This window comes from Haloarcula litorea (genome assembly GCF_029338195.1).
Classification (GTDB): domain Archaea; phylum Halobacteriota; class Halobacteria; order Halobacteriales; family Haloarculaceae; genus Haloarcula; species Haloarcula litorea.
Map to the genome: position 1 here is coordinate 2,394,758 of NZ_CP119779.1, position 25,654 is coordinate 2,420,411.

Sequence of the window (25,654 nt, forward strand, 5' to 3'; positions counted from 1 at the left end):
AACTTTTCCACCCCGACCGCAATCCGTTCAGGTAGTGAGCCGTCTCCGTCACCCCCTCGTCCAGGTCGGCATCGCCGTGCTCCTGACCGCGGGCTGGGTCTTCGTCTCCCTCCGCGGCGTCGACCTCGGCGTCTTCGCGACCGTCGGGATCACCGGGCTCGCGGTGCTCGGATCGTCGTTCCTGCTGGCGTGGGCCGCGGAGACGGCGGAGGAGGACGTCCCGCGGGCGTTCGCCATCGCCGTCCTCGCCATCCTCGCCGTCGCCCCCGAGTACGCCGTCGACGCGCTGTTCGCCTGGCAGGCCGGGGCCGGCGGGGCCACCATCGAGGCCTGCGGCCAGCTCACCGCCGCACAGATCGAGGCCGGCGAGACGCCACTCGCCAGGGCCTGTCACTCGGCGAACCTCGCTATCGCCAACATGACCGGTGCCAACCGCATCCTCATCGGCATCGGGTGGGCCGGCATCGCCCTCTTCACCGTCTGGCGGTCCGCGTCGACGAACGACCCGTCGGTGACCAGCCGGGACGGCCTCCTCGCCGACGTGGTCGAGCTCGACAAGGGCATCTCGACGGAGATCGCGTTCCTGTTCGCCGCGACGCTGTGGGCCTTCTTCGTCCCGCTCGGCGGCGGCATCGGCGGGCTCGACACCCTGCTGCTCGTCGGGCTGTACGTCAGTTACATCGTCCTCGTCCTCAAGTCCGACAAGGACACCGAGGAGCCGACCGTCGGCGTCCCGAAGTACTTCCAGGACTGGTCGCTGCCCTGGCGACCGCTGGTCGTTATCCTGCTGTTCCTGTACTCCGGGCTGATGATCTTCACGGCCGTCGAGCCGTTCGCCCACGGCCTGGAGGAGATCGGGCTGCAGATCGGGGTGCCCTCCTTCTTCATGATCCAGTGGATCGCGCCGCTGGCCAGCGAGTCACCGGAGCTCATCGTGGTCGCCGTCCTCGTCAACAAGGCCCGCTCGACGGCCGGCTTCAACGCGCTCATCTCCTCGAAGCTGAACCAGTGGACGCTGCTGATCGGCACCATCGCGGTCATCTACTCCATCGCGCTGGGTGCCTACGGCGTGTTGCCCTTCGACGCGCGCCAGTCCGCCGAGATCTGGATCACCGCAGGCCAGTCCTTTTTCGCGCTGGCGATCCTCTGTAACTTCGAGATCTCGCTGCGGGAGGCCCTGGTGCTGTTCCTCCTGTTCATCTCGCAGGTCCTGCTGGAGTTCGCGCTCATCCAGGAGTATCTCACCCTGCCGATCGGAAGTCACGACCTGCTGCTGGTCTACACGGCCGTCTACATCGCCGCCGGCGTCGCGCTGTTTGCCGTCCGCCGCGAGTCGCTCCGGGAGCTGATCGAGAGGGCCACGGACACGTTCCGAACGGCCGTCGGCCGCGACCCGGTCTACCCCGACCGGGCCGACTGATGCTCGGCGTCGTCGTCTCCCGGGCGGACGAGGCCTCCGCACACGTCGGCGAGCGACTGCTCGACCGCGCCGCGTGGACCCAGACGACCGACGACAGCCGACCGGACGGCGAGGGCGGCGGCACCGTCTACCGGACCGACGGCGCGGTGCTCCGCGAGTTCGACGCGCTCCACCTGGACATCGAGCGCGCGGCCGACGCCTTCGACGACCCGGACCTGCTCGTCTTCGCCTCCCGGCACGCCGGGGAGACGGGGCCGCTCCTGACCGCCCACCACACCGGGAACTTTGGCGCGGCCGACTTCGGCGGCGACCCCGGATCGTTCGCCCGCGCCTGCCCGAACGCCCACCGGGCGGTCGTGACCGCACTCGCCGAGCACGCACCCGACGGCTACGAGGTCGGGATGGAGTGTACCCACCACGGCCCGACCGAGGTCGGCGCGCCCTCGATGTTCGTCGAGGTCGGCAGCGACGAGGCGCAGTGGCGCGACCCAGACGCGGCCGACGCCGTCGCCCGTGCGATCCTCTCGCTCCGTGGCGTCGCCTCCGATGCGGGCGAGACGATCGGACCCGAGCGACACCTGGTCGGCCTCGGCGGCGGCCACTACGCGCCCCGCTTCGAGCGCGTGCTCCGCGAGACGGACTGGGCGGTCGGCCACGTCGCCGCGGACTGGTCGCTTGACGCCCTCGACGAGTGGGCAGACGGCGCGGCCGACCGCGAGGCGGTCCTCGACCGCGCGTTCGCGGCCAGCGCCGCCGAGTTCGCGCTGCTTGACGCCGACCGGCCCGCGCTCGAATCGACCGTCGAGGGGCTGGGCTATCGGGTCGTCGACGAGACGTTCGTCCGGACGACCAGCGGCGTCCCGCTCTCGCTCGTCGCGGAACTGGAGTCGGCGGTCGGGAGCGTCGACGAGGGGTTGCGGTTCGGCGACGCCGCGACCGGCGGGGTCGAGTCCTGGGCGGTCGTCGACGTGCCCGCGGACCTGCTGGCCGAGGCACGGGGCGTCGATCCCGAGGCGGTCCGGTCGTGGGTCGAGAGCGAGACCGTCGCCTTCGGCACCGAACAGAACGGGACGGTGGTCGCCGGTCCGGTCGTCGTTTCCGCTGGAGATGGCCGCGACGACGTGGTCGACGTCCTCGCCGACGCGCTCCGCTCGCGCTACGATTCGGTCGAGCGCGACGGGGGCGAGGTGGTGGCCCGCGAGCGGACCTTCGACCCCGAACTCGCGCGCGAGGCTGGCGTGCCCGAAGGCCCGGCGTTCGGCCGCCTCTCGGCGGGAGAGCCCGTCGAGGTCGACGGCGAAGAGATACGGCCGGAGAGCGTACGAAGCGAACGTATACGTCGATTTACGCTGTAATTACCGGGCGGTGTCCTGACACGGAGCTGACGGGCAACACGTCAGCCGTGCGTCAGACACAGGGGGAAAACTAATGTGAGTTCGTCTGTAACGGGGATTTAAATATGGACTCGATTATCGACGACGCCATCGACGAGGCCGAGGAGGAGCGAGACGAGGCTCCGACCGAGCCCGAGGGCCAGTCCCAGACCGGCTCGTCGCCGGGCCGAGAGGAGATGTCGACTTCCGGTGAGATGACCGACGACGAGCTCGCGAGCGTCGTCAAAGATCTCGAGACGAAGATCACCGTCGTCGGCTGTGGCGGGGCCGGCGGCAACACCGTCACCCGGATGATGGAGGAGGGCATCCACGGCGCGAAGCTCGTGGCGGCCAACACGGACGCACAGCACCTCGCCGACGAGGTCGAGGCCGACACGAAGATCCTCATCGGCCGCAAGCGCACCGGCGGGCGCGGCGCGGGCTCGGTCCCGAAGATCGGCGAGGAGGCCGCCCAGGAGGACCTCGAAGACATCCAGAAGTCCATCGACGGCTCCGATATGGTGTTCGTCACCGCGGGGCTGGGCGGCGGGACCGGGACCGGTGCCGCCCCGGTGGTCGCACAGGCCGCCCAGGAGTCGGGCGCGCTCACGATCTCCATCGTCACGATCCCCTTCACCGCGGAGGGCGAGCGCCGGCGTGCCAACGCCGACGCCGGCCTCGAACGCCTGCGCGCGGTGTCGGACACCGTCATCGTCGTCCCGAACGACCGCCTGCTGGACTACGCGCCCAGCATGCCCCTGCAGGACGCGTTCAAGATCTGCGACCGCGTCCTGATGCGCTCGGTCAAGGGGATGACCGAACTCATCACCAAGCCCGGCCTCGTCAACGTCGACTTCGCCGACGTCCGCACCATCATGGAGAACGGCGGCGTGGCGATGATCGGGCTCGGCGAGTCCGACTCCGAGAACAAGGCCCAGGACTCCATCCGGTCGGCGCTGCGCTCGCCGCTGCTGGACGTGGAGTTCGACGGGGCCAACTCCGCGCTGGTCAACGTCGTCGGCGGCCCGGACATGTCCATCGAGGAGGCCGAGGGCGTCGTCGAGGAGATCTACGACCGCATCGACCCCGACGCCCGCATCATCTGGGGCGCGTCGGTCAACAACGAGTTCGAGGGCAAGATGGAGACGATGATCGTCGTCACCGGCGTCGAGAGCCCGCAGATCTACGGACAGAGCGAGGCCGAGCAGGAGAAGGCCGCCCAACAGCTCGGCGAGGACATCGACTACGTCGACTGACAGGTCTCTCCGCCGCACCGTCGTTCCGCCACTCACTCTCCTTCTCGAACGGACGACAGCGGCGGCTGTGGCCCAGCGAGCCTCTTCCGGTCCGGTCAGGCCGACTCGACCCGGGTCGTGTCACACGAGCACAATAAACGTTATACGACCGTCTATGAGTTGTTGTTTCATATGCGAAGCGAGGACCGGTCAACAGCTCCCGACAGCGAGACGACCACGGACGGAGGCACGGTGGTCGACCCCGTCGAGTCAGCCGACGAACTCCACTACCGGATGATCCTGGACCGCGTCGACACACCGATCTTCGTGCTCGACGCCGACGGCGACATCGCCCACTGGAACAGCTCACTGGCGGCTCTGACCGGGGAGTCCGAGGCCGGCGCGATCGAACTCGCGGAGGAACACGGTGTCGTCGGTCCGGCGTTCTACCACGACGGCCGGCGGTCGATGACCCTCGCCGAGAAGGTCATCGAGGCCCCGGAGAACTGTGACGAGGAGTACGACGTGCCACGCGTCGACGACGTCGACTACACGCTGTACGCCGACGAGAGCGTGATGAAAGACGCCCGCGGCGAGGACCGGCACATCCGGTTCAGCGCCGCTCCGATGTACGACGGCGACGGCGAACTGACCGGGGTCGTCGAGATGATACAGGACCGCACCGAGGACGCGAAGCGCCAGGACCAGCTCCGGGGGATGGTCGCCGAACTCCAGTCCACGATGGCCGACATCGAGGCCGGCCAGCTCCAGTCTCGGGCGTCCGTCGAGGAGACCGAGTACGTCGACGACGAACTGCTCGACGTCGTCGACTCGCTCAACCAGATGGCGGCGCGACTCGACGACATCGTCTCGGACGTCGCCGGCCGGACCGACGACCTCCACGACTCCGTGGAGTCGGTCGCCGAGAGCAGCCAGCGGGTCTCGAACCTCTCCGACGAGCAGTCCGAGGCGCTCGCGAGCGTCAGCCAGGAGGTGGAGTCGCTCTCGGCGACCATCGAGGAGATCGCCTCCACGAGCGATCAGGTGGCCTCGACCGCCCGCAGCGCCGACGAGGCCGCCTCGGAGGTCCAGGAGACCGCCGAGGAGACCGAGCGCGTGATGCAGGACGTCGGCGAGTCCGCCGCCGAGGTGACCGAGGACGTCACCTCGCTGCGGGACCGGATGGACGAGATCGACGAGATCGTCGAGGTCATCGACGACATCGCCGACGAGACGAATATGCTGGCGCTGAACGCCTCCATCGAGGCCGCCCGCGCCGGCGAGGCCGGCGAGGGGTTCGCCGTCGTCGCCGACGAGGTGAAGAACCTCGCCGAGGAGTCCCAGGAACGCGCCTCCCAGATCGAGGAGATGGTCGGTCGCATCAAGACCGACACCCAGGCGACCGTCGAGAACCTCGAAGAGACGACCGAACAGGTCGAACGGGGCATCGATCAGGTCGAGGACGCCACCGAGGCCCTGACCGACATCGTCACCGCCATCGAGGAGACGGCCGAGGGCATCGAACAGGTCTCGGCGGCGACGGACGACCAGGCCGCGAGCACCGAGGAGATCGCGAGTATGCTCGACGAGGTCGTCCAGCGGGCCGAAGACATCTCCGCGGAGATGCAGGCCGCCGCGGAGAACACGCAGGAACAGACCCGGCAGGTCGACGAGATCAACGCCACCGTCAGCCGCCTGTCCGGTGGCGGCGACGGTCGCTGAGCACCACGTGCTAACTAGTTAGGGTGTATCCACACCCACCTCCGGTCCCTCGTCTGTCGTATGGACGCAGGCACGACGACGGACGACTCTGACGTGGGCAGCGCGCTCTCGCGGCTCGGGGACTCGATGGCGGACCTCAGCACCAGCACGACCGGCCTCGGCGACGCGGTCGAGCAGTTGCGGGCGTCCACACAGCGCCTGAGCGACCAACAGGCGGCGGTCTCCGAACAGATGTCGGAGACGGCACGAGCGCTCGACCGGGACTCGGCGGAGCCGAACGCGACAGTCACGCCGGGCGGCGCGGCCCCGACCCCCGTCGCCGACGACTGAGACGCGCCAGCCGCCGCGAGCGCGCACCACAATATAGAAAAGCGCCGGGCGGATACGACCCCGTATGGACGTTCCGTACGACATCACCTCCTACGTTCGCGTACTCAAACTGGCGAGTACGCCCTCCTGGGAGGAGTTCTCCCAGATCGCGAAGATCGCCGGCGCGGGCATCGCGCTGGTCGGACTGCTCGGGTTCCTCATCTTCGCCGTGATGAGCTTCATCCCCGGTAGCAAGCCGGTGTAATCTATGGGGATCTACGCTGTCAAGACCACGGCCAGTCAGGAACGCACCGTCGCGGACATGATCATCAGCCGCGAGGAGGAGGAGGTCCACGCCGCGCTCGCGCCGGACTCGCTGACCAGCTACGTGATGGTCGAGGCCGACGACGCGGCGGTCTTCGACCGCATCCTCGACGAGATCCCCCACGCCAACGGCGTCGTCCAGGGGGAGTCCTCGATGGCGGAGGTCGAGCACTTCCTCTCGCCGAAACCCGACGTCGAAGGCATCGCGGAGGGCGACATCGTCGAACTCATCGCCGGCCCGTTCAAGGGCGAGAAGGCACAGGTCCAGCGCATCGACGAGGGCAAGGACCAGGTGACCGTCGAGCTGTACGAGGCGACGGTCCCGATTCCCGTGACAGTGCGCGGGGACCAGATCCGAGTTCTCGACTCCGAAGAGCGGTAACGCCTCGGACGAGGTCGCCGGTTTCCCGCGGACGAGCACACTCGTTCGCGGTGCTCGCACGGACACAAAAACGCGTCGACGGCGGGAACCCGGTCGCAGTGAACGGCGGCTCCGCTAGTTCTCGATCCGGTCGATGACCTCGTTCATGTCGGCCGCGGCCTCGATGGACTCCTTGATCTTCTCGCGGCGGCGGACCTCGGCGGCGGAGGCGTCGTAGGCGCGGACGTACTCGGCCCGCGAGTGCTCGTCGAAGGCGTGTTTGATGGCGAAGTAGCCGTCGGGGACGACGGTGCCACAGACCTTGCAGGCGATTCGGTCGTGGTCCGTCGACTGGTGGACGATGAGGTCCTCGACGCGGTCGAACCGGCTGTCGTCGCCCTCGATGGCGCACTCCCAGCGTGGCATTACCGGAAGCAGACCGTGCGCGACCAAAAGCGTTCCCACGACCGACGAATGGAAACCCCTAATTGGCAGACTGAGATACCCACACGCGTGACGAGTGAGGGGTTCAACGTCGACCTGCACGTGAAGGTGCTCGACGACCGGGTCGTCCAGCGGGCCAAAGACCGGGGACTGGACGCGCTGGTCTACGCCCCCCACTTCACGCGGCTGCCGGAGATCCGGGAGCGGGCCGAACGCTTCTCCGACGACGAGCTGACGGTCTTTCCGGCCCGGGAGCTGTTCACCGAGAGCTGGCAGCGCCGGCGACACGTCCTCGGGGTCGGGCTCTCGGAGCCGATCCCGGACTTCCTCACCCTGGAGGCGACGATGGCGGAGCTCCGGCGACAGGACGCGGCGGTCCTCGTCCCGCACCCGGGCTTTCTCAGCGTCTCGCTGGGTCGGGCGGAGATCGAGGCCTACGACGACGCCATCGACGCGATCGAGGTGTACAACCCCAAGCACCTGCCACACCACAACCGCCGGGCCCGCGAGTGGGCGCGCGAGACCGGCCAGGGGACGTTCACGTCGTCGTACGCCCACCTGCGGGGCACCGTCGGCGAGGCGTGGGTGTCCTTCGACCGCTCGTTCGAGACGGCGGCGGACCTGGCGGCCGCGCTCCGGGGCGGCGAACCGCGGCGCATCTTCCACCGGAACGGGGTTCGTCACGGCGTCCGCCGGGCGCTGGAGTTCGCCCACCTGGGTTACGAGAACAGCTGGGAGAAGTTCGACCGGGTGATGTTACAGGGGACCGCGCCGACCCACCCCGACCACGTCGCCTACGACGGCGCGTTCGACGACGTGAAGGTCTACTAGGCGATGCTCGCGGTGCCCTCGACGATGTACTGGGAGAGCCCCGTCGGGAGGTACTGCGGGAGGACGTGGACGAGGACGGCGACGATGCCCAGTTCGACGACGGTGATGACGACGGTGACGATCTCGGCGTGGTCGCTGGAGGTGGTGACCCCCGACGGGAAGCCGAACTCCCTGTCCCAGACCGGGTAGAACAGCGCGATCCCGCGCTTGGAGCCGAGATAGTCCAGAGCGTAGTGCGTGAGGACGCCGAGCCACACCCACTGGAGGTTGCCGCCGTGGTAGATCGGGTGCGCCAGGAAGATCACGAGCACCGGGATGTTGTGGAGCGTCTTCCGGTGTTTCCCGAAGGCGGTGTCCACGTCGGGGAACAGCGCCCCCAGGACGACGGGGAGGAACACCTCGGCGATGGTGGCGAAGGTCGTCACGTCCCCCGAGGGGTCCAGGACGTACCCGAGACCGATGCTCAGCAGAACCGCGTTCAACACGTGCCCGCGTTTGTCCATCCACACGGGGCCAGGACGGGCCGGGCGAAAGGTCTTACCCCTCGGCCGTCTCGCGGCCCGCGTCCCGCACGGCGGCCAGCAGGTCCGTCAGGGCCTGCCGGGCGATCCGATCTTTCACTTGGGTCCGTGAGCCGTCGAACTCGTAGCGGCGGACCGTGCAGTCCGACGCGCCGCTCTCCCACGGCGCGGCGTTCGCGACGCCGACGTAGACGGTGCCGACGGGCGTCTCCGCGGTGCCGCCGTCGGGGCCGGCGACGCCCGTCGTCGCCAGGCCCCAGTCGGTGCCGGCCGTGTCCCGGACCGCTCGGGCCATCTCCCGGGCGACCGGTTCGGAGACGGCACCGTGGGCGTCCAGCGCCTCCCGCGAGACGGCCAGCAGGTCCTGTTTCGCGGCGTAGGAGTAGCTGACCACCGAGCGGTCGAAGTAGTCGCTGGAGCCCGGGACGTCCGTCAGGAGCGACCCGACCAGTCCGCCGGTACAGGACTCGGCGACGGCCACCGTCGCCCCGGTGGCCCTGAGCGCCTCGCCGACCCGCTCCTCGACGGCGTCGTCGGAGTCCGTCCGACCGCTCGCGGAATCGTGCGCCACGGCGTCCTCGGTCATAGCCGGCGGTTGGTCCCGTCGGGGGAAAAGCGTTCACTCGCCGGGCGGAGACCTATGGGTGTGGAGCCGCAACGTCTCGTATGGCCTACCAGACCACGCTCGGCTGGTCGCTCGTCTCCTCCGGTGTCGTGACGCTCCTGCTCGGCGTCCTCCCGGGGTCGGACCTCCTCTGGGGCGTCCTCCTGCTCGCGGCGGGGATCGTGACGCTGTACGTCCGCCAGTAGAAAGACAGACGGGCAACGCGGCCACAGCGGAGGTATGGACTACGAGACGCCCCAGTTCTTCCGGGTGATGCAGTACGCCGCCCGGGCCGACCGGGACGTGGTCGACATGGTGTCTGGCAACCCCGACTGGGACCCGCCCGCGGCCCTCCGGGACGGCCTGCGGGAGTTCGCCGACCTGCCGGCCGACGACTTCCAGTACCCGCCCAGCGTCGGCCTCCGATCGCTCCGTGAGGCCATCGCCGCCCGGCGGGACGTCCCCAGAGGACGGGTCCTCGTCACGAACGGGGCCGGCGAGGCGAACCACCTCGCGATGACCGGCGGACTCGACCACTTCCCCGGGAACGAGATCCTGCTGACCGACCCGGTCTACCCCTACTACGCCGGCCGCGCGAACTTCGTCGGGGCCGAGACCACCTACGTCCCCGTCGCCGACGACGGCCACCTTCGACCCGCGGACGTGCGGGCGGCCGCCGGCGAGGAGACGGCCGTGATCGTCGTCACGTCGCCGAACAACCCCACGGGCGCGGTGTACGACGCCGACGCGATGGCCGAGTTCGCGGCGATCGCCGAGGCCCACGACGCCCTGCTCGTGGCCGACGAGGTGTACGACCACTTCGACTTCTCGGGGCGGTTCGCCTCGGCGCTGGCGACGGACTCGCCCAACGTCGTCGCGACCAACTCCTTCTCGAAGTCGATGGCCGTCACGGGCCTGCGGGTCGGCTACGCCGTGTTCCCGTCCGAGGACGGCCCGAACGGCGACCTGCTGGACCGCGCCCGGACCCGACATATGTTGACCAACGTCACCGGGAGCCGCCCGGCCCAGTACGCCGTCGAGCGAGCGTTCCGGGAGACCGACCCCGACTACTACGCCGCCGCCCGCGAGCGCCTGACCGACCGCATCGACGCGATCTGTGGGGCGCTCGACGCCGTCGGTGCGGAGTACGACCGGCCCGAGGGCGGCTTCTACGTGATGGCGCGGTTCCCCGGCTTCCCGGGGAGCCTGGCGAACGTGCAGGAACTGATCGACGAGGGCGGCGTCGCGGGGATGCCCGGCGAGGCCTTCGGCGAGTCCCGGGCCGACTGGCTCCGCTTCTCGCTGACGACCGACCGGGTCGAGACCGCTGCCGACCGGCTGGTCGACTTCTTCGGCTGACTCACACCGCCTCGACGCGGCGGAACAGCGCCGCGCCGAGCAGGACGGTCACGGCGGCGGCGACGGCCAGCGCCCCGACGTCGACGGCGACCGGCCGGACCGAGTAGCCCACCAGCGCGCCCCGGAGGCCGTCGACCCCGTAGGTCAGCGGGTTCAGGTAGCCGACGACCCGGAGCGGCACCGGGAGGTTCGACAGGGGGTAGAACGCCCCCGAGAGGAAGGCAAGCGGGAACAGGACGAAGTTGATCAGGAGGTTGTACCCCTGCGTGTCCTTGAACTGCGAGGCCAGCGCGAGGCCCAGTCCGATGAACGTCGCGGCGACGAGCGCGAGGATGCCGGCCGCGACGGCGACGCCGACCAGCGAGACCGGTCGGAACCCAAGCGGGAGCGCGAGCACGAGGATGAGCAGCGCCTGGAGCATCGTCGTGGTCGCGCCGCCGGCGATGCGGCCGACCACGATCCCCGTCCGGCTGACGGGCGCGACGAGGATCTCCTTCAGGAACCCCACCTCGCGGTCCGACAGCACCGCGAGGCCGGTGAACGACGCGGCAAAGAGCATCGTGAACCCGAGGATGCCGGGGACGAGGTACTCCAGGTAGGTCAGCGACGGCGGCACCGCGCCGAACCGCGCCCCCCGGAAGCCGAACCCGAAGAACACGAGGATGAAGAAGGGCCCGAGCAGGAGGCCGACGACGCGGCTCTTGGCCCGCCAGAACCGGACGACGTCGCGCTTCCAGAGGCCGTAGACCGCGACGGCCTCGCGAGCGAGTCTCCCGCGGTCGCTCTCCGCTCCGATATCGCCGTCAGTCATCGTCCTCGCCCCCTGTGGGGGCCGTCGCGGTCGCCTCGGTCCCGTCTCCGGTCGGTTCGGCGGCGTCCTCGACGGTTCGGCCGGTCAGCGAGAGGAACACCCGCTCCAGCGTCGGTCGGTCGACGGAGACGGTCCGGACCTCCGCGACCACGCTCGCGCTCGTCACCAGCGCGGCCACTCGACGTGCCCCGTCGTCGACACCGACGTCGACGCCGTCCCCGGTCGCCGTCACCGAGCGGACCCAGGGTTCGCCCTCGACGGCGGCGGCGACGGCGCTCGGATCGTCGGTGCCCAGTCGGACCACGTCGCCGCCGAGGTCGGCCTTCAGCGTCTCCGGGTCGTCGAGCGCGACCACCGAGCCGTCGTCGACGATCGCCACGCGGTCACAGAGCGCGTCGGCCTCCTCCATATAGTGGGTCGTCAGGACGACGGTGACGCCGGCCTCGCGGTTCAGGCGGGCGACGTAGTCCCGGGCGGTCTTGCGGGTCCCCGCGTCCAGCCCGACCGTCGGCTCGTCGAGGAAGAGCACGTCGGGTTCGTGGAGCAGCCCCCGGGCCAGTTCGAGCCGGCGGGCCATCCCGCCGGAGTACTCGCCGACGGGCTTGTCGGCGTCGTCGCCGAGGTCGACGAGGTCCAGGACGGTCCGTGTCCGTTCCCGGCGACGATCCGCCCGGATGCCGTACAGCCGCGCGTGAAACCGGAGGTTCTCCGTGCCGGTCAGTTCGTCGTCCAGCGCGGGCTCCTGGAACACGACGCCGATGCGCTGCCGGACCGCACCCGGTGCGGCGACCACGTCGTGGCCCGCGACGCGGGCGGTCCCCTCGCTGGGGGAAAGCAGGGTACAGAGCGTGTTCACGAGCGTCGACTTGCCCGCGCCGTTGGGCCCGAGCAGCCCGAGGATCTCGCCGGTCTCGACGGTGAGAGAGACGTCGTCGACGGCGACGAGGTCGCCGTAGCGGCGCGTGAGTCCCTCGACCTCGATAGCTGCCATCGGGATGAGAAGGGGCCGGACGGGCTTGAGGGTTGGTACGCGCGAGTCGGGACCGCCGCCGCTCGGCCCGACTCAGTTGAACGCAAGCGCCACGTCGCGGGCGCGGGCCAGCAGGTCCTCGTCGTAGTACGCCGTCGTCTGCTGTGGGTGGACCGCGTCGATGGCCCGGACCTGCCACACGGTGTTGGCGAAGTTCTTGTAGGTCGCCTCGTCGACCATCTGGCCGTCGACGACGACCGCGCCGGTCCCCTCGCGCTTGGCGTCGTTGAACGCCTCGATCTTCGAGACGTCCCGCTCCAGTTCCTCGGTGCTCGGCATGTGGATGCGGTTGGCCTGTGCGGTCTGCTTGGGGTGGAGCGACCACGAGCCGTCGATGCCGACGGTGGCCTCCCGCTCGACCTGGTCGGCGTACCCCTCGGCGTTGTAGTAGGTGACGCCGGCCCGCTCGTGGAACAGCTGGTCGAACGGGCCGCCGACGGCGGCGATGTCGGCCGCGCTGGTCTCGTTGGAGAGCGCCTCCAGGAGGCCGTCCCAGCGGGGCCGCTCGCCGTCCAGCGCCCGCCCGCCGAGTTCGGCGGTGTAGTCGACGGGACCGAAGACGATCGCTTCCAGCCGCGAGTCGGTGGCGAACCGACAGATCTCTCGGAGGTCCGACCGGGCCGCCGCCGTCTCCAGGATGATCGCCATGTCCAGCGCGCCGTCGGCGAGGCCCGCGTCGCGTTCGGCTTCGGCGATGACGTTCGCCGCGTCGCGCACGTCCGCCAGCCGGCCGACCTTCGGGACGACGACGCCGTCGAGGTGCTCGCCGACCTCGCTCGCGAGCCGCCGGACCTGGTCGGTGCCGCGCTCGCGGAACTGTTGGCCGTCGTAGGCCCACTCGACCCGCGGGAGGATCTCGCCGGCGAAGTCGGGGGCGTGGTCGGGCAGGCGCTCGACGACGTTGTCGACGGCCTCGGCCTTCATCGAGGGGGCGGTGCCGTCCTCGATGTCGGGCACGAGCCAGTCGGGGGTCTGGAACCCCTCGCTGGTGAGGCCGGAGGTGAGGAACTTCGCGCTGTCGTCCCGGGGGACGGCAGCGGGCGCGGTCTGGAACGTGCGGCAGAGCCGTGTGTCGTTGGTCGTCATCGTGAGTCTCGCTCGACGAGGGAAGTTCGCCGGCCGGAGTAGACCGGGGTGTCGTGCTGATTGAACGCGACGTGTTCGAAGGTGACCGCGCCCGTCCGGTCGGGGCCGGCCGCCCCGTCGCAGTCGAGGACGCGCGTGAAGCCGTAGACCGTGTCGCCCAGCGTCACGAAGTCGTGGAACCGCTCGTCCTCGAAACGGCGCTCGCGGTAGGTCGCCTCGTCCGAGCGGGCGTGAGCCAACGAGATCGACCGGGTCACGTCGCCGTAGGCGACGATATCGCCCGACGGCGAGTCGGCCATCTCGTCGCGGTTGTGGTGCTGGCGGGCGGTGTTCAGCGTCGCCAGCGGCAGGCCGGCCACGAGGTGGTCGTCCATCGTCCGCCCCCGCTCGTGGCGGTAGGCGACCGCGGCCTGCGCCCCGCGAGCGCGGTCGAGCGCGTCCCTGAACGCCTCGAACGTCTCGCCGTCGGGCGTCAGGAGCGCGTCGGGGAGGGCGGGACCGTCGCCGGCATCGTCGGGCGGTGTCTCTGGGCCGCTCCCGCCGCCGTCTGTCGCCGCGGGGTCGCGTCGCGGGACCATGTTCGTCCGCTCGTAGGAGACCAGCCGCTCGCCGGTCTCGCGGTCGCGCCCGACCGTCTCCCACGTGACGATGCCGTAGGCCGGCCGCGACGACGAGGTGCGCGTGTCCCGCACCGTCGAGGTGACGGCCAGCTCCGTGCCGGGATAGACGGGCCGGTGGAACTCGACGTCCGTCCGGCCCAGGAAGTAGCCGCCCTTCTCCGAGAGGTCCTCGACCGTGATCCCCATCACGCAGGCCAGCAGGTAGTCGGGGTGGACCGGGACGCCGTCGAACCCGCGCTCGCGGGCCGCGTCGGAGCGCCAGTAGGCGGGATCGTGGTTCAGCGTCGTGCCCATCCACTCCTCGCTGCCGTGCCGGGAGAGGCGGAGGCCGGGGTCGTGGACGAGTTCGTCGCCCTCGGCGAAGAACTCGAAGTGGTGGCCCTTCTCGCGAGTCGCCGCGCGGTCCAGCAGCGCCTCGAAGGTGTCCGGATCGCCGGTGTCGACGGCGTCGGGATCGGTCCAGTCAGTCATCGGCGCGCGCCTCCCGGGCGTCGCGCCGGCGACGCCCGAGCGTCCGCCGCATCTCGTTGGTCACGACCATGAACCCCTCGTCGAAGCCCATCCCGGGCTTGGCGAGGACCTGCGCGGCGTCGGTCGCCAGCGCGACGTGCGCACACGCCCGCGCGGACGTGACCGTCTCGTTGCAGGTGCCGCCGAGGTAGGCGCGGGTGTCGGTCCCGTCGCAGTACAGCACCGCCTCGGCCGACCGCTGGACGCCGCCGAGGTCCGGGGTCTTGACCTGGACCAGGTCGGCCGCGCCCGCGTCGACGAACGCCCGCACGTCGTCGAACGTGTTGCACCACTCGTCGGCGACGATATCCACGGCGACGCCGGCGTCGGCCAGGCCGTCGCGGAGGTCGGCCATCTGCCGGATCTGCTCGCTGCGGCCGCCGGCGTCCATCGGCCCCTCGACCTGGAGGGGGTGGGGCGCGGCCGCCGCCCGCAGCGTCTCGAAGTAGTCGACGACCTCGGCGCGGTCGTACGGCGGGCCGAACACCTCCCCGAGGATGCCGTAGACGTCGACGTGGAAGCGGGGCGCGTATTTCTCCGGTCCCAACTCGTCGGCGCGGTCGGCCAACCACGCGAGGTACTCGCGCAGGCCCTCGCCGTCCGCGCCGACCTTCTCGACGCTGTTGAACAGGCCGTGGGGCAGGACCGGGACGCCCTTTATCATCATCTTCTCGGCGTTGGTCCGGCGCTCGTCGCCCGACTGGCCGAACACCGGGACCGGTTCGGTGGCGGGGTCGGTGTCGTAGGCGTCGTCCAGCACGTCGGTCCGCGTCCCGCGGCGTGCGCGGGCCGCCGCGTCCAGCAGCGCCTGCGAGACACCGTACCTGACCGCGGTGTGCAGGCGCTCGCCGCCCGATCGTTCGGGAGCCAGCTCCTCGACCCGCTCGGCGTTCTCCCGGAACGCGGCGGGGTCGCGGCCCCGGAGTTCGTCGGCCACCGGGCCCTCGACGACGGGGCGGTACTCCGCCGCGCGGAACAGCGGGTCCCGGCCGCCCGCGCCGGAGTACTGGACGGCCGCGCAGTCGCCGGTGGCGACCGTCCCGTCGGACAGTTCCAGTTCGACGACGAGGCACTCGCCGGCCTCGCGGACCCGCTCGAACCCCTCGGTCACCGGGTCGCCGTCGTAGGCGAACCCCCGCTGGGTCGCGCCCTGCTTGATCGCGCGCTGGTCGTCGAAGAAGAAGCCAGACAGGCCCGGCACCGCCCGGACCGACTCAATCCGCATCGCTGGCACCCCCGGTGGGGTCGCCGCCGTTCGGACGGCCGATGAGCCGCCCCTCGCTGATGGCGTCGACGTCGTCGGCGACCATCCGGAACGACTGGTCGCGCCCCTCCGTGCGGGCGCGTTCGCCCAGCAGGGCCGCGTGAGTCTCGCGGATCTCGTCGGGGAGCGCGAGGTCGCCGAACTCGAAGATGCGCACGCGGCCGTCGTCGTCCCGGGCGGGTAGCACCGCGCCCTCGGCCGCGTCGCTCGGGGCGAAGGGCACGTCCATCGTCCCCGCGTCGAACGCCCGGACGATTCCCCGGGCCACGTCGCCGTCCCCGGCGTCGTAGATCGCGTCCATCAGGGCGCGGGTCGCCCGCTCGATCAGTCGCCGCTCCTCCTCGATCCCGTTGAGGTCGATGTCCTGCTCGATCATCATGTCGATGAGCTGCCTCGTGGTGCGCAGGCCCGCGGCGTTGGCCTCCTTGGTCGGGACCCCCTGGAACTCCTGGGGCGACTTCGTGATGACCTTGTCGGGCCGTGCGACCGCCGCCGTCGCGCCGCCGAGGCTGATGACGCCGTTGGCGCGGGCCTCGTCGGGCGGAAACCCGCCCATCCACTCGTGGAAGACGGTCGTGACCGTCACCTCGTCGGGGAGGTACTCCTCGCCAAGCGCCCGCAGCGCCCGCAGCGCGGCCACGTCCTGGACGAGGTTGCCGACCTGGCCGTAGCCCAGCGTGAGCGAGCGCACGCCCTGGGTGGCCGCGAGCTGGCCCTCGACGAGCATCACCGCGATGGCGATACACGGCGGGACGAGGGTCCCGGTCAGCGGGCCGAACGGCTCGCGGTTGATCGTGACGCCCCGCTCGGTGTAGGCCCCACAGAGCCGGTCGACGAACTGCCAGTGCTCGATCGTCGTCGCGAGGTCGTGGCGCTTGGTGTAGGGGATGTTGTACGAGATGGGACCGCCCTCGAAGGACTGGAACCCCCCCGCGAGGGTGACCATCGCCAGCAGGCGGGCGTCGGGCGTCCCGTGGCGCACCTCGATGGGGGCGTCCAGCGCCCGAACGAGGCGGCGACAGTCCTCGACGCCGTGGTTGACCGCCGGGAAGCCGTTGAGCTCGTCCGCCGCGCCGTTGCGCGAGGCCGCCAGGCCCTCCTCGGCCTTCTCGTACTCGTTGTCCCGCGTGTACGAGTCGATGGTCGTCGGGAGGAGGTCCGCGCCGCCCTCCTCCTGCAGGTACCGCAGGAGGTCGATCTGGTCCTCCAGGCAGGGGACGCCGGCCCGCGGCTGGAGCAGCGGGCGGTCGGCCGACTCCAGGACCGGCGCGAACCGCTTCTCGCGCGGGAGGGACTCGTGGAAGTCGACGGCCTCCTCGAAATCCACCGCTCGTCCGGTCGGCCAGTCGTCCCGCAGGTCGTTCGCGATGCGCTGTAGCTGGTCGGGCGAGAGCGTGCTGTCTGTCGGCATCGTCACCCGTCGACCCTGACCTGCTCGGGCTCGGTCGCGGTGATCTCGAGGTCGCGCCGGAGGTCCGCGATGGCCTCCTCGGGGTCGGTCTCCGCGTCGAAGACGCGGTCGAACCCCATCTCGCGGAACCGCTCGCGCGTGGCCTCGAAGTCGTCCTGGCCGACGGCGAGGTTACCGCCGACGTAGGTCAGGACGTCCAGACCCGCCGCCTCCAGCCGGTCGTGGAACCCCTCGCAGTCCTGCCGGGCGTGCCCGTACAGCGAGGAGACCAGTACCGCCTCGGCGTCCGTGGCTTTCGCCGCGTCGACGAACTCGGCCTGCGAGGTCTGGACGCCGAGGTTCTCCACCTCGAAGCCAGCGGCCGAGAGCGCCTGCTCGAGAATCGTGATACCGACGACGTGCGCGTCGGAGCCGATCACGCCGAGGACGACGGTTCGGGGCATGTACAGTAAGGGGAATCGCGGGAGGTGAATAAAGTTAATGGTCTATAATGATAATAGGTCCTAATACAGATTATAATGGTTTATCATTAACTACTTGTGTCGGCCCCTGCTGGCCGCGTGTATGGGTGCGCTCGACGACCTGCGGGTCCTCGACCTGACACAGGTCCTCGCCGGACCGTACTGCACGATGCTGCTCGCGGACATGGGCGCGGACGTAGTGAAGGTCGAGCGCCCCGGCGGGGACATGATCCGCTCGAACCCGCCGTACGTCGCGGACAGCGACGACGAGGCCTACGGCGGCTACTTCCAGAGCGTCAACCGCGGCAAGCGGTCGCTGGAGCTGGACCTCCGGACCGACGAGGACCGCGCGGCGTTCCTCTCGCTCGTCGAGCGCGCGGACGTGGTGGTCGAGAACTTCAAGGCCGGCACGATGGAGCGGTTCGACTGCGGCTACGAGACGCTCCGGGAGCACAACCCACAGTTGATCTACTCCTCCATCCGCGGGTTCGGCGACCCGCGGACCGGCGAGACCGAGCGACAGGGCCAGCCCTCCTTCGACCTCATCGCGCAGGCGCTGGGCGGCGTGATGGAGATCACCGGCCCCGAGGACGGGCCGCCGACGAAGGTCGGCCCCGGCGTCGGCGACATCTTCACCGCGGCGCTGAACGCCGTCGGCGTCCTCGCGGCGGTCCACCACCGCGAGCGGACCGGCGAGGGCCAGTACGTCGACACCGCGATGTACGACGCGATGGTGTCGCTGGCCGAGCGGTCGATCTACCAGTACTCCTGTGACGGCGAGGCCCCGACGCGCCAGGGCAACTCCCACCCGACGCTGTTCCCCTACGACGCCTTCGAGACGGCGGACGGCCACGCCGTCGTCGCGGCGTTCAACGACCGCCACTGGGAGACGCTGTGTGCGGCGATGGACCGCCCGGGCCTCGCCGCCGACTACCCGGACGCGGCGGCGCGACTCGACGACCGCGAGCGCCTGCGCGCCGAGATCGCCGACTGGACGCGCGACCAGACCACGGCGGAACTCGTCGAGCGACTCGACGGCCGCGTCCCGGCCGCGCCCGTTCAGGACGCGAGCGACGTCTTCGAGGACCCCCACGTCCACGGGCGGGAGATGCTCGCGGACGTGGCCCAGCCGGGCGCGGCCGAGCCGATGACCGTCGCCGGCAGCCCAATCAAGATGACCGAGACGAACCCCCGGCCGCGTGGCCGCGCGCCGCTGCTGGACGAACACCGCGAGGAGATCCTCGGCGAGGGCGAGACGGAGACCGACGCGGGACGGACCGGCGCGGAGAGCGACTGAGGACGTGAGGGACCGAAGTGGTCCCGAGAGTCGACAGCTCCGGCCGGGGTCGGGGCGGCCACTGCCGGCGAACCCGGCGGTTCAAATACGGGGCCGCCCAACCCTGGCCCGATGCGGGACACGGCCACCGGCGACGCGGCCTGGCGCGAGTACTTCGGGTTCCCGGAACCGTACGAGAACCAGGCCGACGCCGTCGAGCGCGCCATCGAGGCCGGGAAGGCGCGGGGCTTCCTCGCGATGGAGGGCCCCTGCGGGACCGGCAAGACGATGGCGGCCCTGACCGCCGGCGCACACCTCGTCCGGGACACGGACCTCTACGACCGGATCGTCGTCGTCACCCCGGTCAAACAGCAGCTCCAGCAGTTCGTCGACGACCTCCGGACGCTGAACGCCGGCGTCGACGAGCCCTTCGACGGCATCGCGCTCGTCGGGAAACGGGACCTCTGTCCGTACGGCCGCGAGGGGAAGTTCCCGGCGGACGCGAGCACCCACGAGCGCTGTGACGACCTGCGGGAAGCCACCGCGCGCCTCGTCGAGGACGACGGGAAGTCGAGCGGCGCTGCGGCCGTCGCCGAGGCGGCCGTCGGCGGCGACCCCGACGACGAGGACCAGTGGTGGGACCCCCGGAAGGCACAGGACCTGACGGCGGCAGCCCGGCCCGACGCGACTGCACAGACGACTATCGGCGACGACACGCTCTCCTCGGGCGGCGCGGACTCGCCGTACCGCCCGAGCCAGCCGACCGCACCGGAGTCGATGGCGGAGGGCGACGACCCGCCGCTGTACTGCCCGTTCGAGGCCGACTGGTACGCCCGGAACAAGGGCTCGCCCGTCGGCTTCGACGCCGGGCCGAACAACGTCGTCACGACGGCCGACTACTACCCCGCCGCCGTCGAACGGGGCACCTGTCCCCACCGGGCGATGAGCACGATGCTGCAGGGGGCCGACGTGGTGATCGGCAACTACAACCACCTGTTCGACCCCGGCTCGCGGCCGCTGCTCGCCGGGATCCTCGACGAGAACACCTTCGTCGTCGTCGACGAGGCCCACCGACTGGAGGAGCGGGTCCGCGACCTGCTCTCGGATCGGCTCGGCAGGCAGACGATCAAGCAGGCGCGCAACGACTGCGAACTGCTCGTCCAGCGCGCCCGGCAGAGCGCCGACCACAAGCGGCAGGTCCGGGAGGTGCTGTCGGCCCGCGAGATACCCTTGGAGGCCGTCGACGGGGCCCGCGAGTTCTACGACGACCTGCTGGGCTGGCTCGACGACCGCGTCGAGTCGTTCCTCGACGCCGAACACGAGGGGTGGCGCGCCCGGCCCGAGCGCCTCCCGGAACGGGACCGGGAGATCCCGCTGCGGGACCCGGACACCGTCGAGGTAGACGAGCTGACGGAGTGGGCCGAGCGGGAGGGGTACGACGGGAAACTGTGGCGGACGCTGCCGCAGGTCGGCGCGGCCGTCGAGGACGCCGTCGACCAGCTGGGGCTGACCCGCCAGCCGGTGTGTGCCGCCGTCGGCGTGCTGGCCGCGCAGTGGTGGGAGCGCGACCACTCGACGTTCCTCCGGGAGATCGAACTCGAACACTCCCCGGCCGAGAACCGGCAGGTCGACGCCGACTACGAGGCCGTCTACACGCCGGGACTGCTCTGCTACAACTGTATGCCCGCGACGGCGCTGCGGGAGGTCTTCGACGAACTCGGCGGCGGCGTGCTGATGAGCGCGACGCTGGAGCCCCTGGACGTGTTCACCCGCGTCTCCGGGCTGGACGCGCTGGCCGAGGGCGGCGGTGGGAGTTCGGGGAACGTGAGCGGCGACGACGGGAGCGGCTCCGACGACCCGACCGAGGGCGAGCGCGTCGTCCGGACGACGACCTACGACCTCCCGTTTCCGCCGGAGAACCGCGCCTCCTACCTCGTGGACGTGCGGCCGTTCACCGCCCGGAACCGCGGGAACCCCGAGGCGATGGAGCCGCTGGGCGAGGAGTGGAACGCGACCCGCGACGAGTACGCCCACGCGCTGCGGGCGCTCGCGCGCTCGCCGGGCAACGTCCTGATCGCGATGCCGAACTACCGGGAGGCCCGCTGGGCGGGGGCCTACCTCGACGGCGCGGTCGACAAGCCCGTGCTGGTCGACGAGTCCTCGAGCAACGAGGAGACCGAGCGGCGCAAGCAAGCGTTCTTCCGGGGCGAGGGGAAAGTCCTCGTGACCTCCGCCCGCGGGACGCTGACGGAGGGCGTCGACTACGACGGCGCGAAACTGTCGACCTGTGCCGTCGTCGGCGTGCCGCTGGTCAACATCGGCTCGCCCCGCGTCCGGGCCGTCCAGCGGGCCTACGGCGACGCCTTCGGCGAGGACAACGCCTTCGAGTACGCGCTGACGGTCCCGGCGGTCCGACGCGCTCGCCAGGCCATCGGTCGGGTCATCCGCGGCACCGACGAGGTGGGCGTCCGCGCGTTCGTCGGCGGTCGGTACGCGCCCGACGCCCGCCACTCGGTCTCGCCGTATCTCCCCGCGGGCGTCCGCGAGGAGTTCACCCGAATGACCCCCGACTTCCTGGCCGATCAGCTGTCCGCGTTCTGGCGGGGTCGGCGATGACGGCCGCGAGACCGGGCACAGCGGGTTCGTAACCGGACGTTTTCGTGGGCAACAAAAGACATATACTACGTCGTTCGAGTGTTTCAGGGGATGCCCGAGTGTCAGAACTGCGGTTCGTTCGTAACTGAGCAGTACGTACGGGTGTTCACACCGGAAACGTACGAGTCGGCCGGGCCGCGGGTCTGCCCGAACTGCGAGGACAAACTGCGTGACGGTGCGGACGTCCGCGAGGCGCGTTCCTCCCGCCAGTAAGGTCGCCCCTTTTCGGGAAGTACTCAAGTCGCGAGGCGTAGCATCGGGTATGAGCGACATCGACGTCGAGGCCGTCGAGGAGATCGACACACCGGCGGGCGTCGACGCGCCCGACTACGTGCTCTACGGCGGGAAGGGCGGCGTCGGCAAGACGACCTGTGCCGCGGCGACGGGGCTGGCCTCAGCGCGCGACGGGACGGCGACGCTCGTCGTCTCGACGGACCCGGCCCACTCGCTGTCGGACACGCTGGAGACCGAGATCCCGGCCGAACCAGCCCGCGTCCGGGAGGATGTCCCCCTGTTCGCCGCCGAGATCGACCCCGAGGCCGCCGTCGGGGAGGGACCGCTCGGGATGGAGGAGGACGCCCTGGGCGGCCTCGGCGGCCTGCTCGGCGGCGACGGCGGCCCGATGGGTGGTGCCGGCGGCCCTACGGGGTCGGCACCGAACGCGGCCGGCGACACCGACGACCCGGTGCTGGGCGAGGACGGCCTGCTGGGCGGGTCGATGCCCGGCGCGGACGAGGCCGCGGCGATGCGGCTCCTGCTGGACTACGTCGACGACGACCGGTTCGACCGCGTCGTCGTCGACACCGCGCCGACGGGCCACACCCTCCGCCTGCTCGAACTGCCCGAGACGATGGACTCGATGGTCGGCCGCATCCTCCAGCTTCGCGAGCGGTTCTCCGGGATGCTGGGCAACCTCTCCGGGATGTTCGGCGGGGACGCCGACGACGTGGACCCCGAGGAGGGGATCGAGGACCTGCGGGAACTGAGCGACCGCATCGAACACCTCCGATCGATCCTCCGTGACCCAGCGAAGACCGACTTCCGCGTCGTGATGGTCCCGGAGGAGCTGTCGGTCGTCGAGTCCGAGCGCCTGCTGGGCCAGCTCCGGGAGTTCGACATCCCGGTCGGGACCGTCGTCGTCAACCGCGTGATGCAGGACCCCAGCGAGGTGCTGGACCGCGAGGTCGACATCGCCGGCCCGAACCACGACGACTGCGAGTTCTGCGCCCGCCGCTGGCAGGTCCAGCAGGACGCGCTGGCCCGCGCACAGGACCTCTTCCGGGGCCACGACGTGCGCCGCGTGCCGCTGTTCGCCGAGGAGGTCCACGGCGAGCGGCTCCTGTCCGTCGTCGCCGCCTGCCTCGACTAGTCGACGAACCGCCGCGCGACCGAGACCGCGGCGTCGCGCCACCGCGCCGGCAGCCGCGCCGCCAGCAGCAGGTACTTCGCCGGTTCGCCCACCGGGTAGCGGGGCTCGGGATCGCTGGCGTTGGCGGCGTCACGGACCGTCAGCGCGACGGCGCGGGGCGTGACCGAGACCGCGTCGGCCAGCCCGGTCAGCCGCGAGTCCTCGTGGGCGCTGTAGAGCCAGTCGTACGGTCCCGAACCGCCGTCGGGCGTCGCCGCGGCCGCGGGTTCGTCGGCGGCCGCCGCCCCGCTCTCGGGCTCGCCCGGCAGGTCGAGCGGCCCCGGCTCGACGAGTACGACGTCGACGCCGAACTCGGCGGCCTCGACGCGGAGCGCGTCGTGCAGCCCGCCGAGTGCGGCCTGGGCCGCGGCGGTGCTCCCCTGCCCGGGGAGCGTCAGCCGCCCGGCGACGCCGCCGACGCTGACGATCGCGCCGTCGCCCCGGTCGCGCATGTGGGGCAGGACCTCGCGGACGAGCCGGTGGGCACCCAGCACCGCCCCGTCGAGGCGCGCCTCCAGGTCGACCGTCGACGTGTCCTCGACGGCGGCGACGCGTCCCCGGCCCCCGTCGTGGACCAGGCAGTCGATCCGTCCGGCCTCGTCGACGACGGTCTCGACGGCCCGCTCGCACTCCCGGGCGTTCGTCACGTCGAGTTCGACCGTCCGGCAGCCGTCGGCCTCGAGGTCGTCGACGAGTTCGGGATCGGCTGCGCCGGCCCACACGTCCCAGTCGTCCTCGCGGAACGCCTCGGCCGTCGCCCGGCCGACCGGCGACGCGGCGTCGCTTATCAGCACCGTCTTGGTCATACCCGCCCCGACACGCGCCGGACAATTAAGCTCCCCCGGTCCCGTCGACGGGGCACCTACACCTCGGCCTTCACCTCGTCGGCGTGGGCGTCGGCCCGCCGGGTCGGCTCGGGGAGCTTGTACCCCTCGGTCGTCGCCAGCACGAGGTCCGTCGCCGTCCCGGCGCTCACGCGGTGGCCGGGGCTGACCAACAGCGGATTGATGTGCCGGTCCCCGGAGTCGTACTGCCGGGTCTGGACCGCGTCGCCGATGTGTGTCCCGTTCGCCGCCGTCTCGACCTCGTCGTCGGCCTCGACCGCGACTCGCGTCCCGGTCGGGAGCTTCCGATCCAGCGACTCTCGGGGTCGACCACAGAGCAGGTTCTTGGCGACGCCGACGGTCGGCACGTCGACGGTGACGCCGACGTGTGTCGCCAGCCCCGCCTCGCGGTAGTGGATGCGGCCGCTGCCGTCGACGAACAGCACGTCCGGTTCGCGGGTCAGTTCCGCCAGCGCGGCGAGGACGGCACCGCCCTCGCGAAAGGAGAGCAGGCCCGGGACGTAGGGGATCTCCGTCCGTTCGACGGCGTGGACGCGCTCGACGACCTCGCCCCCGCGGCTGACGACGACGGCCGAGACGGCGCGGTCGCCGACGAACGCCTGGTCGACGCCGGCGACGAGCGGCGGTTCGGTCTCGCCACCCGCCAGCGTCGACTGCGCAGCGTCGGTTCCGACCGCCGCCGGCTCGAACGACAGGTCGTCGTCGAACACCGCTCGGTCGGCGATGTCTCGCTGGAGCGCCGCCATCTCCTCGCGGGAGAGCGCGGGATCCGGGACGAACTCGGGACGGCTGACCGCCATCTCAGAACGGTCCCCGACCGCCGCCGCGGCCGCCGGGTCCGCCCGGACCGCCGCCGCGTCCGAACTGCAGTTCGCCCGGCACCCTGGACCGGCCCTTGAACCGGTTGCCGTACCAGAGGCCGATGAGCAGCCCGATGAGGTGCGCGGCGTGGGCGACGTTGCCGGCCAGCAGGCCGGCCGCACCCGGCGACAGCGCGCCGACGATGCTGAGCAGCGCGTAGAAGCCGGTGATCGCCCAGATCGGCACCGGGATCAGGAAGTAGAGGTAGACGGTGAGGTCGGGTTTCAGCACCGTCAGGAACGCGAGGATGGCCAGCGCCGCGCCGCTTGCCCCGAGGACGCCGTAGCCACCGCCGGACTGGAGCCACTGGAGCGCGATCTGCCCCAGTCCCGCGAGCATCCCGGAGACGACGAAGAAGATCGCGAACCGCTTCGAGCCGAGTTGCTGCTCGACGATACGGCCGAAGAAGTAGATGACGATGCCGTTGCCGACGATGTGGAAGAACCCGGCCGGCGAGTGGGCGAAGATCGACGTGACCCACGTCCAGACGTACTCCGGGTTCTGGGGACTGAGGACGAAGATAGAGCGCCAGAGCGGCGACTGCGAGTAGAGGGCCGGGTTCGTGATCCCCAGTAACTGCCCGACGACGTGCTCCGCGACGAAGACGACCGCCATCAGCGCGAGGAACACGTAGGTCATGTTCCCGCGGAAGTAGCCGAACGCCCCGCCAGGCCCCGTGTCGATACCGATGCGGTCGGCCAGCCCACTCGACTCGGTGGATCGGCCCGTGTTCACGCTGTCGTCGAAGCCGCTGTCGAACACCCCGCCCGGATCGTTCCAGTTGTCGAGGCCGGGACAGTCGTGGGCCTCCGGGAGCCGGTGCTCCGAGCAGAAGGTCCCGCCGCAGTGCCCACACTGATAGGGCATGTTCTCGCTCTTGCCACAGACGTCGCAGTCCGACATTACCGACTGT

At 70.8% G+C, this 25,654-nt stretch carries 27 protein-coding genes; 14 read left to right on the plus strand and 13 right to left on the minus strand.

The features are described from left to right. Positions 1-34 precede the first annotated feature (34 nt). From P0592_RS12930 to P0592_RS12960, 7 genes are all read left to right on the plus strand, one after another. Positions 35-1,420 carry a sodium:calcium antiporter gene (locus tag P0592_RS12930; RefSeq protein WP_276271312.1) on the plus strand — a complete coding sequence of 462 codons (1,386 nt, stop codon included), beginning with the start codon at positions 35-37 and terminating at the stop codon, positions 1,418-1,420. Continuing rightward, positions 1,420-2,775, plus strand: coding sequence for a D-aminoacyl-tRNA deacylase (locus P0592_RS12935; RefSeq protein WP_276271313.1), 1,356 nt, complete (start codon positions 1,420-1,422; stop codon positions 2,773-2,775). The genes P0592_RS12930 and P0592_RS12935 overlap by 1 nt, the downstream gene beginning before the upstream one ends. A gap of 104 nt (positions 2,776-2,879) precedes the next feature. Then, positions 2,880-4,049 (plus strand): cell division protein FtsZ, encoded by a 1,170-nt coding sequence (ftsZ, locus tag P0592_RS12940; protein ID WP_276271314.1) that lies wholly within the window; start codon positions 2,880-2,882, stop codon positions 4,047-4,049. 171 nt (positions 4,050-4,220) lie between these two features. Beyond that, positions 4,221-5,750, plus strand: coding sequence for a methyl-accepting chemotaxis protein (locus tag P0592_RS12945; protein ID WP_276271315.1), 1,530 nt, complete (start codon positions 4,221-4,223; stop codon positions 5,748-5,750). Positions 5,751-5,810: 60 nt separating this feature from the next. Continuing rightward, positions 5,811-6,080, plus strand: a complete 270-nt coding sequence (locus P0592_RS12950; RefSeq protein ID WP_276271316.1) for a hypothetical protein — start codon at positions 5,811-5,813, stop codon at positions 6,078-6,080. A 64-nt stretch (positions 6,081-6,144) separates the two neighbouring features. Continuing rightward, the gene (locus P0592_RS12955; RefSeq protein WP_276271317.1) at positions 6,145-6,324 is read left to right on the plus strand and encodes a protein translocase SEC61 complex subunit gamma; all 180 of its coding nucleotides are present in this window, start codon (positions 6,145-6,147) and stop codon (positions 6,322-6,324) included. 3 nt (positions 6,325-6,327) lie between these two features. After that, on the plus strand, positions 6,328-6,765 hold the full coding sequence (locus tag P0592_RS12960) for a transcription elongation factor Spt5 (RefSeq protein WP_276271318.1): 438 nt from the start codon (positions 6,328-6,330) through the stop codon (positions 6,763-6,765). Positions 6,766-6,879: 114 nt separating this feature from the next. Here P0592_RS12960 and P0592_RS12965 read toward each other — a convergent pair whose 3' ends face one another. Continuing rightward, the gene (locus tag P0592_RS12965; protein ID WP_276271319.1) at positions 6,880-7,170 is read right to left on the minus strand and encodes a DUF7565 family protein; all 291 of its coding nucleotides are present in this window, start codon (positions 7,168-7,170) and stop codon (positions 6,880-6,882) included. Positions 7,171-7,218: 48 nt separating this feature from the next. Between P0592_RS12965 and P0592_RS12970 the strand changes: the two genes are divergently transcribed. After that, complete coding sequence (locus P0592_RS12970) at positions 7,219-8,019, plus strand: PHP-associated domain-containing protein (protein WP_419181101.1); 801 nt, start codon at positions 7,219-7,221, stop codon at positions 8,017-8,019. Here P0592_RS12970 and P0592_RS12975 read toward each other — a convergent pair. Together P0592_RS12975 and P0592_RS12980 are read right to left on the minus strand one after the other, a co-directional pair. Next, entirely contained in the window at positions 8,016-8,522 is a 507-nt protein-coding gene (locus P0592_RS12975) for a metal-dependent hydrolase (RefSeq protein ID WP_276271321.1), read from the minus strand. The genes P0592_RS12970 and P0592_RS12975 overlap by 4 nt on opposite strands. A 34-nt stretch (positions 8,523-8,556) precedes the next feature. After that, on the minus strand, positions 8,557-9,126 hold the full coding sequence (locus tag P0592_RS12980; RefSeq protein WP_276271322.1) for a CinA family protein: 570 nt from the start codon (positions 9,124-9,126) through the stop codon (positions 8,557-8,559). Between the two features lie 80 nt (positions 9,127-9,206). Here P0592_RS12980 and P0592_RS12985 point away from each other — a divergent pair, with 80 nt between their 5' ends. Then, complete coding sequence (locus tag P0592_RS12985) at positions 9,207-9,350, plus strand: hypothetical protein (protein WP_276271323.1); 144 nt, start codon at positions 9,207-9,209, stop codon at positions 9,348-9,350. Between the two features lie 34 nt (positions 9,351-9,384). Further along, entirely contained in the window at positions 9,385-10,503 is a 1,119-nt protein-coding gene (locus P0592_RS12990) for a pyridoxal phosphate-dependent aminotransferase (protein WP_276271324.1), read from the plus strand. Position 10,504: 1 nt separating this feature from the next. Here the strand turns inward: P0592_RS12990 and P0592_RS12995 are convergent, their stop codons facing one another. From P0592_RS12995 to glmS, 7 genes are all read right to left on the minus strand, one after another. Next, on the minus strand, positions 10,505-11,314 hold the full coding sequence (locus P0592_RS12995) for an ABC transporter permease (protein ID WP_276271325.1): 810 nt from the start codon (positions 11,312-11,314) through the stop codon (positions 10,505-10,507). Continuing rightward, positions 11,307-12,305 (minus strand): ABC transporter ATP-binding protein, encoded by a 999-nt coding sequence (locus tag P0592_RS13000; protein ID WP_276271326.1) that lies wholly within the window; start codon positions 12,303-12,305, stop codon positions 11,307-11,309. Before P0592_RS13000 ends, P0592_RS12995 begins: the two co-directional genes overlap by 8 nt. Before the next feature lie 72 nt (positions 12,306-12,377). After that, positions 12,378-13,430, minus strand: a complete 1,053-nt coding sequence (gene citE, locus P0592_RS13005) for an L-malyl-CoA/beta-methylmalyl-CoA lyase (RefSeq protein WP_276271327.1) — start codon at positions 13,428-13,430, stop codon at positions 12,378-12,380. Next, the gene (gene mch / locus P0592_RS13010; RefSeq protein WP_276271328.1) at positions 13,427-14,521 is read right to left on the minus strand and encodes a 2-methylfumaryl-CoA hydratase; all 1,095 of its coding nucleotides are present in this window, start codon (positions 14,519-14,521) and stop codon (positions 13,427-13,429) included. The genes citE and mch overlap by 4 nt, the downstream gene beginning before the upstream one ends. Then, positions 14,514-15,785 carry a methylaspartate ammonia-lyase gene (locus P0592_RS13015; protein ID WP_276271329.1) on the minus strand — a complete coding sequence of 424 codons (1,272 nt, stop codon included), beginning with the start codon at positions 15,783-15,785 and terminating at the stop codon, positions 14,514-14,516. The genes mch and P0592_RS13015 overlap by 8 nt, the downstream gene beginning before the upstream one ends. Then, positions 15,775-17,235: a methylaspartate mutase subunit E gene (locus P0592_RS13020; RefSeq protein WP_276271330.1), complete on the minus strand. Its 1,461-nt coding sequence runs from the start codon at positions 17,233-17,235 to the stop codon at positions 15,775-15,777. The genes P0592_RS13015 and P0592_RS13020 overlap by 11 nt, the downstream gene beginning before the upstream one ends. A gap of 2 nt (positions 17,236-17,237) precedes the next feature. Further along, on the minus strand, positions 17,238-17,678 hold the full coding sequence (gene glmS / locus P0592_RS13025) for a methylaspartate mutase subunit S (RefSeq protein ID WP_276271331.1): 441 nt from the start codon (positions 17,676-17,678) through the stop codon (positions 17,238-17,240). 121 nt (positions 17,679-17,799) lie between these two features. On the opposite strand from glmS, the gene mct reads away from it, so the two are divergent. The 4 genes from mct to P0592_RS13040 all read left to right on the plus strand — a co-directional run bounded on the left by mct (position 17,800) and on the right by P0592_RS13040 (position 22,996). Continuing rightward, complete coding sequence (gene mct, locus P0592_RS13030) at positions 17,800-18,993, plus strand: succinyl-CoA:mesaconate CoA-transferase (RefSeq protein ID WP_276271332.1); 1,194 nt, start codon at positions 17,800-17,802, stop codon at positions 18,991-18,993. Between the two features lie 111 nt (positions 18,994-19,104). After that, positions 19,105-21,588 (plus strand): ATP-dependent DNA helicase, encoded by a 2,484-nt coding sequence (locus tag P0592_RS13035; protein ID WP_276271333.1) that lies wholly within the window; start codon positions 19,105-19,107, stop codon positions 21,586-21,588. A 90-nt stretch (positions 21,589-21,678) separates the two neighbouring features. After that, entirely contained in the window at positions 21,679-21,840 is a 162-nt protein-coding gene (locus P0592_RS20240) for a DUF7563 family protein (protein ID WP_419181102.1), read from the plus strand. 49 nt (positions 21,841-21,889) lie between these two features. After that, complete coding sequence (locus P0592_RS13040) at positions 21,890-22,996, plus strand: ArsA family ATPase (protein ID WP_276271334.1); 1,107 nt, start codon at positions 21,890-21,892, stop codon at positions 22,994-22,996. Here the strand turns inward: P0592_RS13040 and P0592_RS13045 are convergent. From P0592_RS13045 to P0592_RS13055, 3 genes are read right to left on the minus strand one after another with little or no spacing between them, the layout of a single operon-like run. Further along, positions 22,993-23,841: an SDR family NAD(P)-dependent oxidoreductase gene (locus P0592_RS13045; protein WP_276271335.1), complete on the minus strand. Its 849-nt coding sequence runs from the start codon at positions 23,839-23,841 to the stop codon at positions 22,993-22,995. The two genes, P0592_RS13040 and P0592_RS13045, sit on opposite strands and share 4 nt — an antisense overlap. 56 nt (positions 23,842-23,897) lie before the next feature. Then, complete coding sequence (locus P0592_RS13050) at positions 23,898-24,680, minus strand: endonuclease V (RefSeq protein WP_276271336.1); 783 nt, start codon at positions 24,678-24,680, stop codon at positions 23,898-23,900. A gap of 1 nt (position 24,681) precedes the next feature. Next, positions 24,682-25,644 carry a rhomboid family intramembrane serine protease gene (locus P0592_RS13055; RefSeq protein WP_276271337.1) on the minus strand — a complete coding sequence of 321 codons (963 nt, stop codon included), beginning with the start codon at positions 25,642-25,644 and terminating at the stop codon, positions 24,682-24,684. Between the last annotated feature and the right edge of the window lie 10 nt (positions 25,645-25,654).

Excerpts from the sequence above, each read along its gene's own strand:
- P0592_RS13040 (WP_276271334.1), top strand. The coding sequence starts at position 21,890 with ATGAGCGACATCGACGTCGAGGCCGTCGAGGAGATCGACACACCGGCG.
- P0592_RS20240 (WP_419181102.1), top strand. The coding sequence starts at position 21,679 with ATGCCCGAGTGTCAGAACTGCGGTTCGTTCGTAACTGAGCAGTACGTA.
- P0592_RS12985 (WP_276271323.1), top strand. The coding sequence starts at position 9,207 with ATGGCCTACCAGACCACGCTCGGCTGGTCGCTCGTCTCCTCCGGTGTC.
- P0592_RS12950 (WP_276271316.1), top strand. The coding sequence starts at position 5,811 with ATGGACGCAGGCACGACGACGGACGACTCTGACGTGGGCAGCGCGCTC.
- P0592_RS13050 (WP_276271336.1), bottom strand. The coding sequence starts at position 24,680 with ATGGCGGTCAGCCGTCCCGAGTTCGTCCCGGATCCCGCGCTCTCCCGC.
- P0592_RS12980 (WP_276271322.1), bottom strand. The coding sequence starts at position 9,126 with ATGACCGAGGACGCCGTGGCGCACGATTCCGCGAGCGGTCGGACGGAC.
- P0592_RS13000 (WP_276271326.1), bottom strand. The coding sequence starts at position 12,305 with ATGGCAGCTATCGAGGTCGAGGGACTCACGCGCCGCTACGGCGACCTC.
- P0592_RS13015 (WP_276271329.1), bottom strand. The coding sequence starts at position 15,785 with ATGCGGATTGAGTCGGTCCGGGCGGTGCCGGGCCTGTCTGGCTTCTTC.
- glmS (WP_276271331.1), bottom strand. The coding sequence starts at position 17,678 with ATGCCCCGAACCGTCGTCCTCGGCGTGATCGGCTCCGACGCGCACGTC.
- ftsZ (WP_276271314.1), top strand. The coding sequence starts at position 2,880 with ATGGACTCGATTATCGACGACGCCATCGACGAGGCCGAGGAGGAGCGA.
- P0592_RS13055 (WP_276271337.1), bottom strand. The coding sequence starts at position 25,644 with ATGTCGGACTGCGACGTCTGTGGCAAGAGCGAGAACATGCCCTATCAG.
- P0592_RS12955 (WP_276271317.1), top strand. The coding sequence starts at position 6,145 with ATGGACGTTCCGTACGACATCACCTCCTACGTTCGCGTACTCAAACTG.
- P0592_RS12995 (WP_276271325.1), bottom strand. The coding sequence starts at position 11,314 with ATGACTGACGGCGATATCGGAGCGGAGAGCGACCGCGGGAGACTCGCT.
- P0592_RS13035 (WP_276271333.1), top strand. The coding sequence starts at position 19,105 with ATGCGGGACACGGCCACCGGCGACGCGGCCTGGCGCGAGTACTTCGGG.
- P0592_RS12975 (WP_276271321.1), bottom strand. The coding sequence starts at position 8,522 with ATGGACAAACGCGGGCACGTGTTGAACGCGGTTCTGCTGAGCATCGGT.
- P0592_RS12990 (WP_276271324.1), top strand. The coding sequence starts at position 9,385 with ATGGACTACGAGACGCCCCAGTTCTTCCGGGTGATGCAGTACGCCGCC.
- P0592_RS12960 (WP_276271318.1), top strand. The coding sequence starts at position 6,328 with ATGGGGATCTACGCTGTCAAGACCACGGCCAGTCAGGAACGCACCGTC.
- P0592_RS12945 (WP_276271315.1), top strand. The coding sequence starts at position 4,221 with ATGCGAAGCGAGGACCGGTCAACAGCTCCCGACAGCGAGACGACCACG.
- citE (WP_276271327.1), bottom strand. The coding sequence starts at position 13,430 with ATGACGACCAACGACACACGGCTCTGCCGCACGTTCCAGACCGCGCCC.
- P0592_RS12935 (WP_276271313.1), top strand. The coding sequence starts at position 1,420 with ATGCTCGGCGTCGTCGTCTCCCGGGCGGACGAGGCCTCCGCACACGTC.
- P0592_RS12965 (WP_276271319.1), bottom strand. The coding sequence starts at position 7,170 with ATGCCACGCTGGGAGTGCGCCATCGAGGGCGACGACAGCCGGTTCGAC.
- P0592_RS12970 (WP_419181101.1), top strand. The coding sequence starts at position 7,219 with ATGGAAACCCCTAATTGGCAGACTGAGATACCCACACGCGTGACGAGT.
- mch (WP_276271328.1), bottom strand. The coding sequence starts at position 14,521 with ATGACTGACTGGACCGATCCCGACGCCGTCGACACCGGCGATCCGGAC.
- P0592_RS13045 (WP_276271335.1), bottom strand. The coding sequence starts at position 23,841 with ATGACCAAGACGGTGCTGATAAGCGACGCCGCGTCGCCGGTCGGCCGG.
- mct (WP_276271332.1), top strand. The coding sequence starts at position 17,800 with ATGGGTGCGCTCGACGACCTGCGGGTCCTCGACCTGACACAGGTCCTC.
- P0592_RS13020 (WP_276271330.1), bottom strand. The coding sequence starts at position 17,235 with ATGCCGACAGACAGCACGCTCTCGCCCGACCAGCTACAGCGCATCGCG.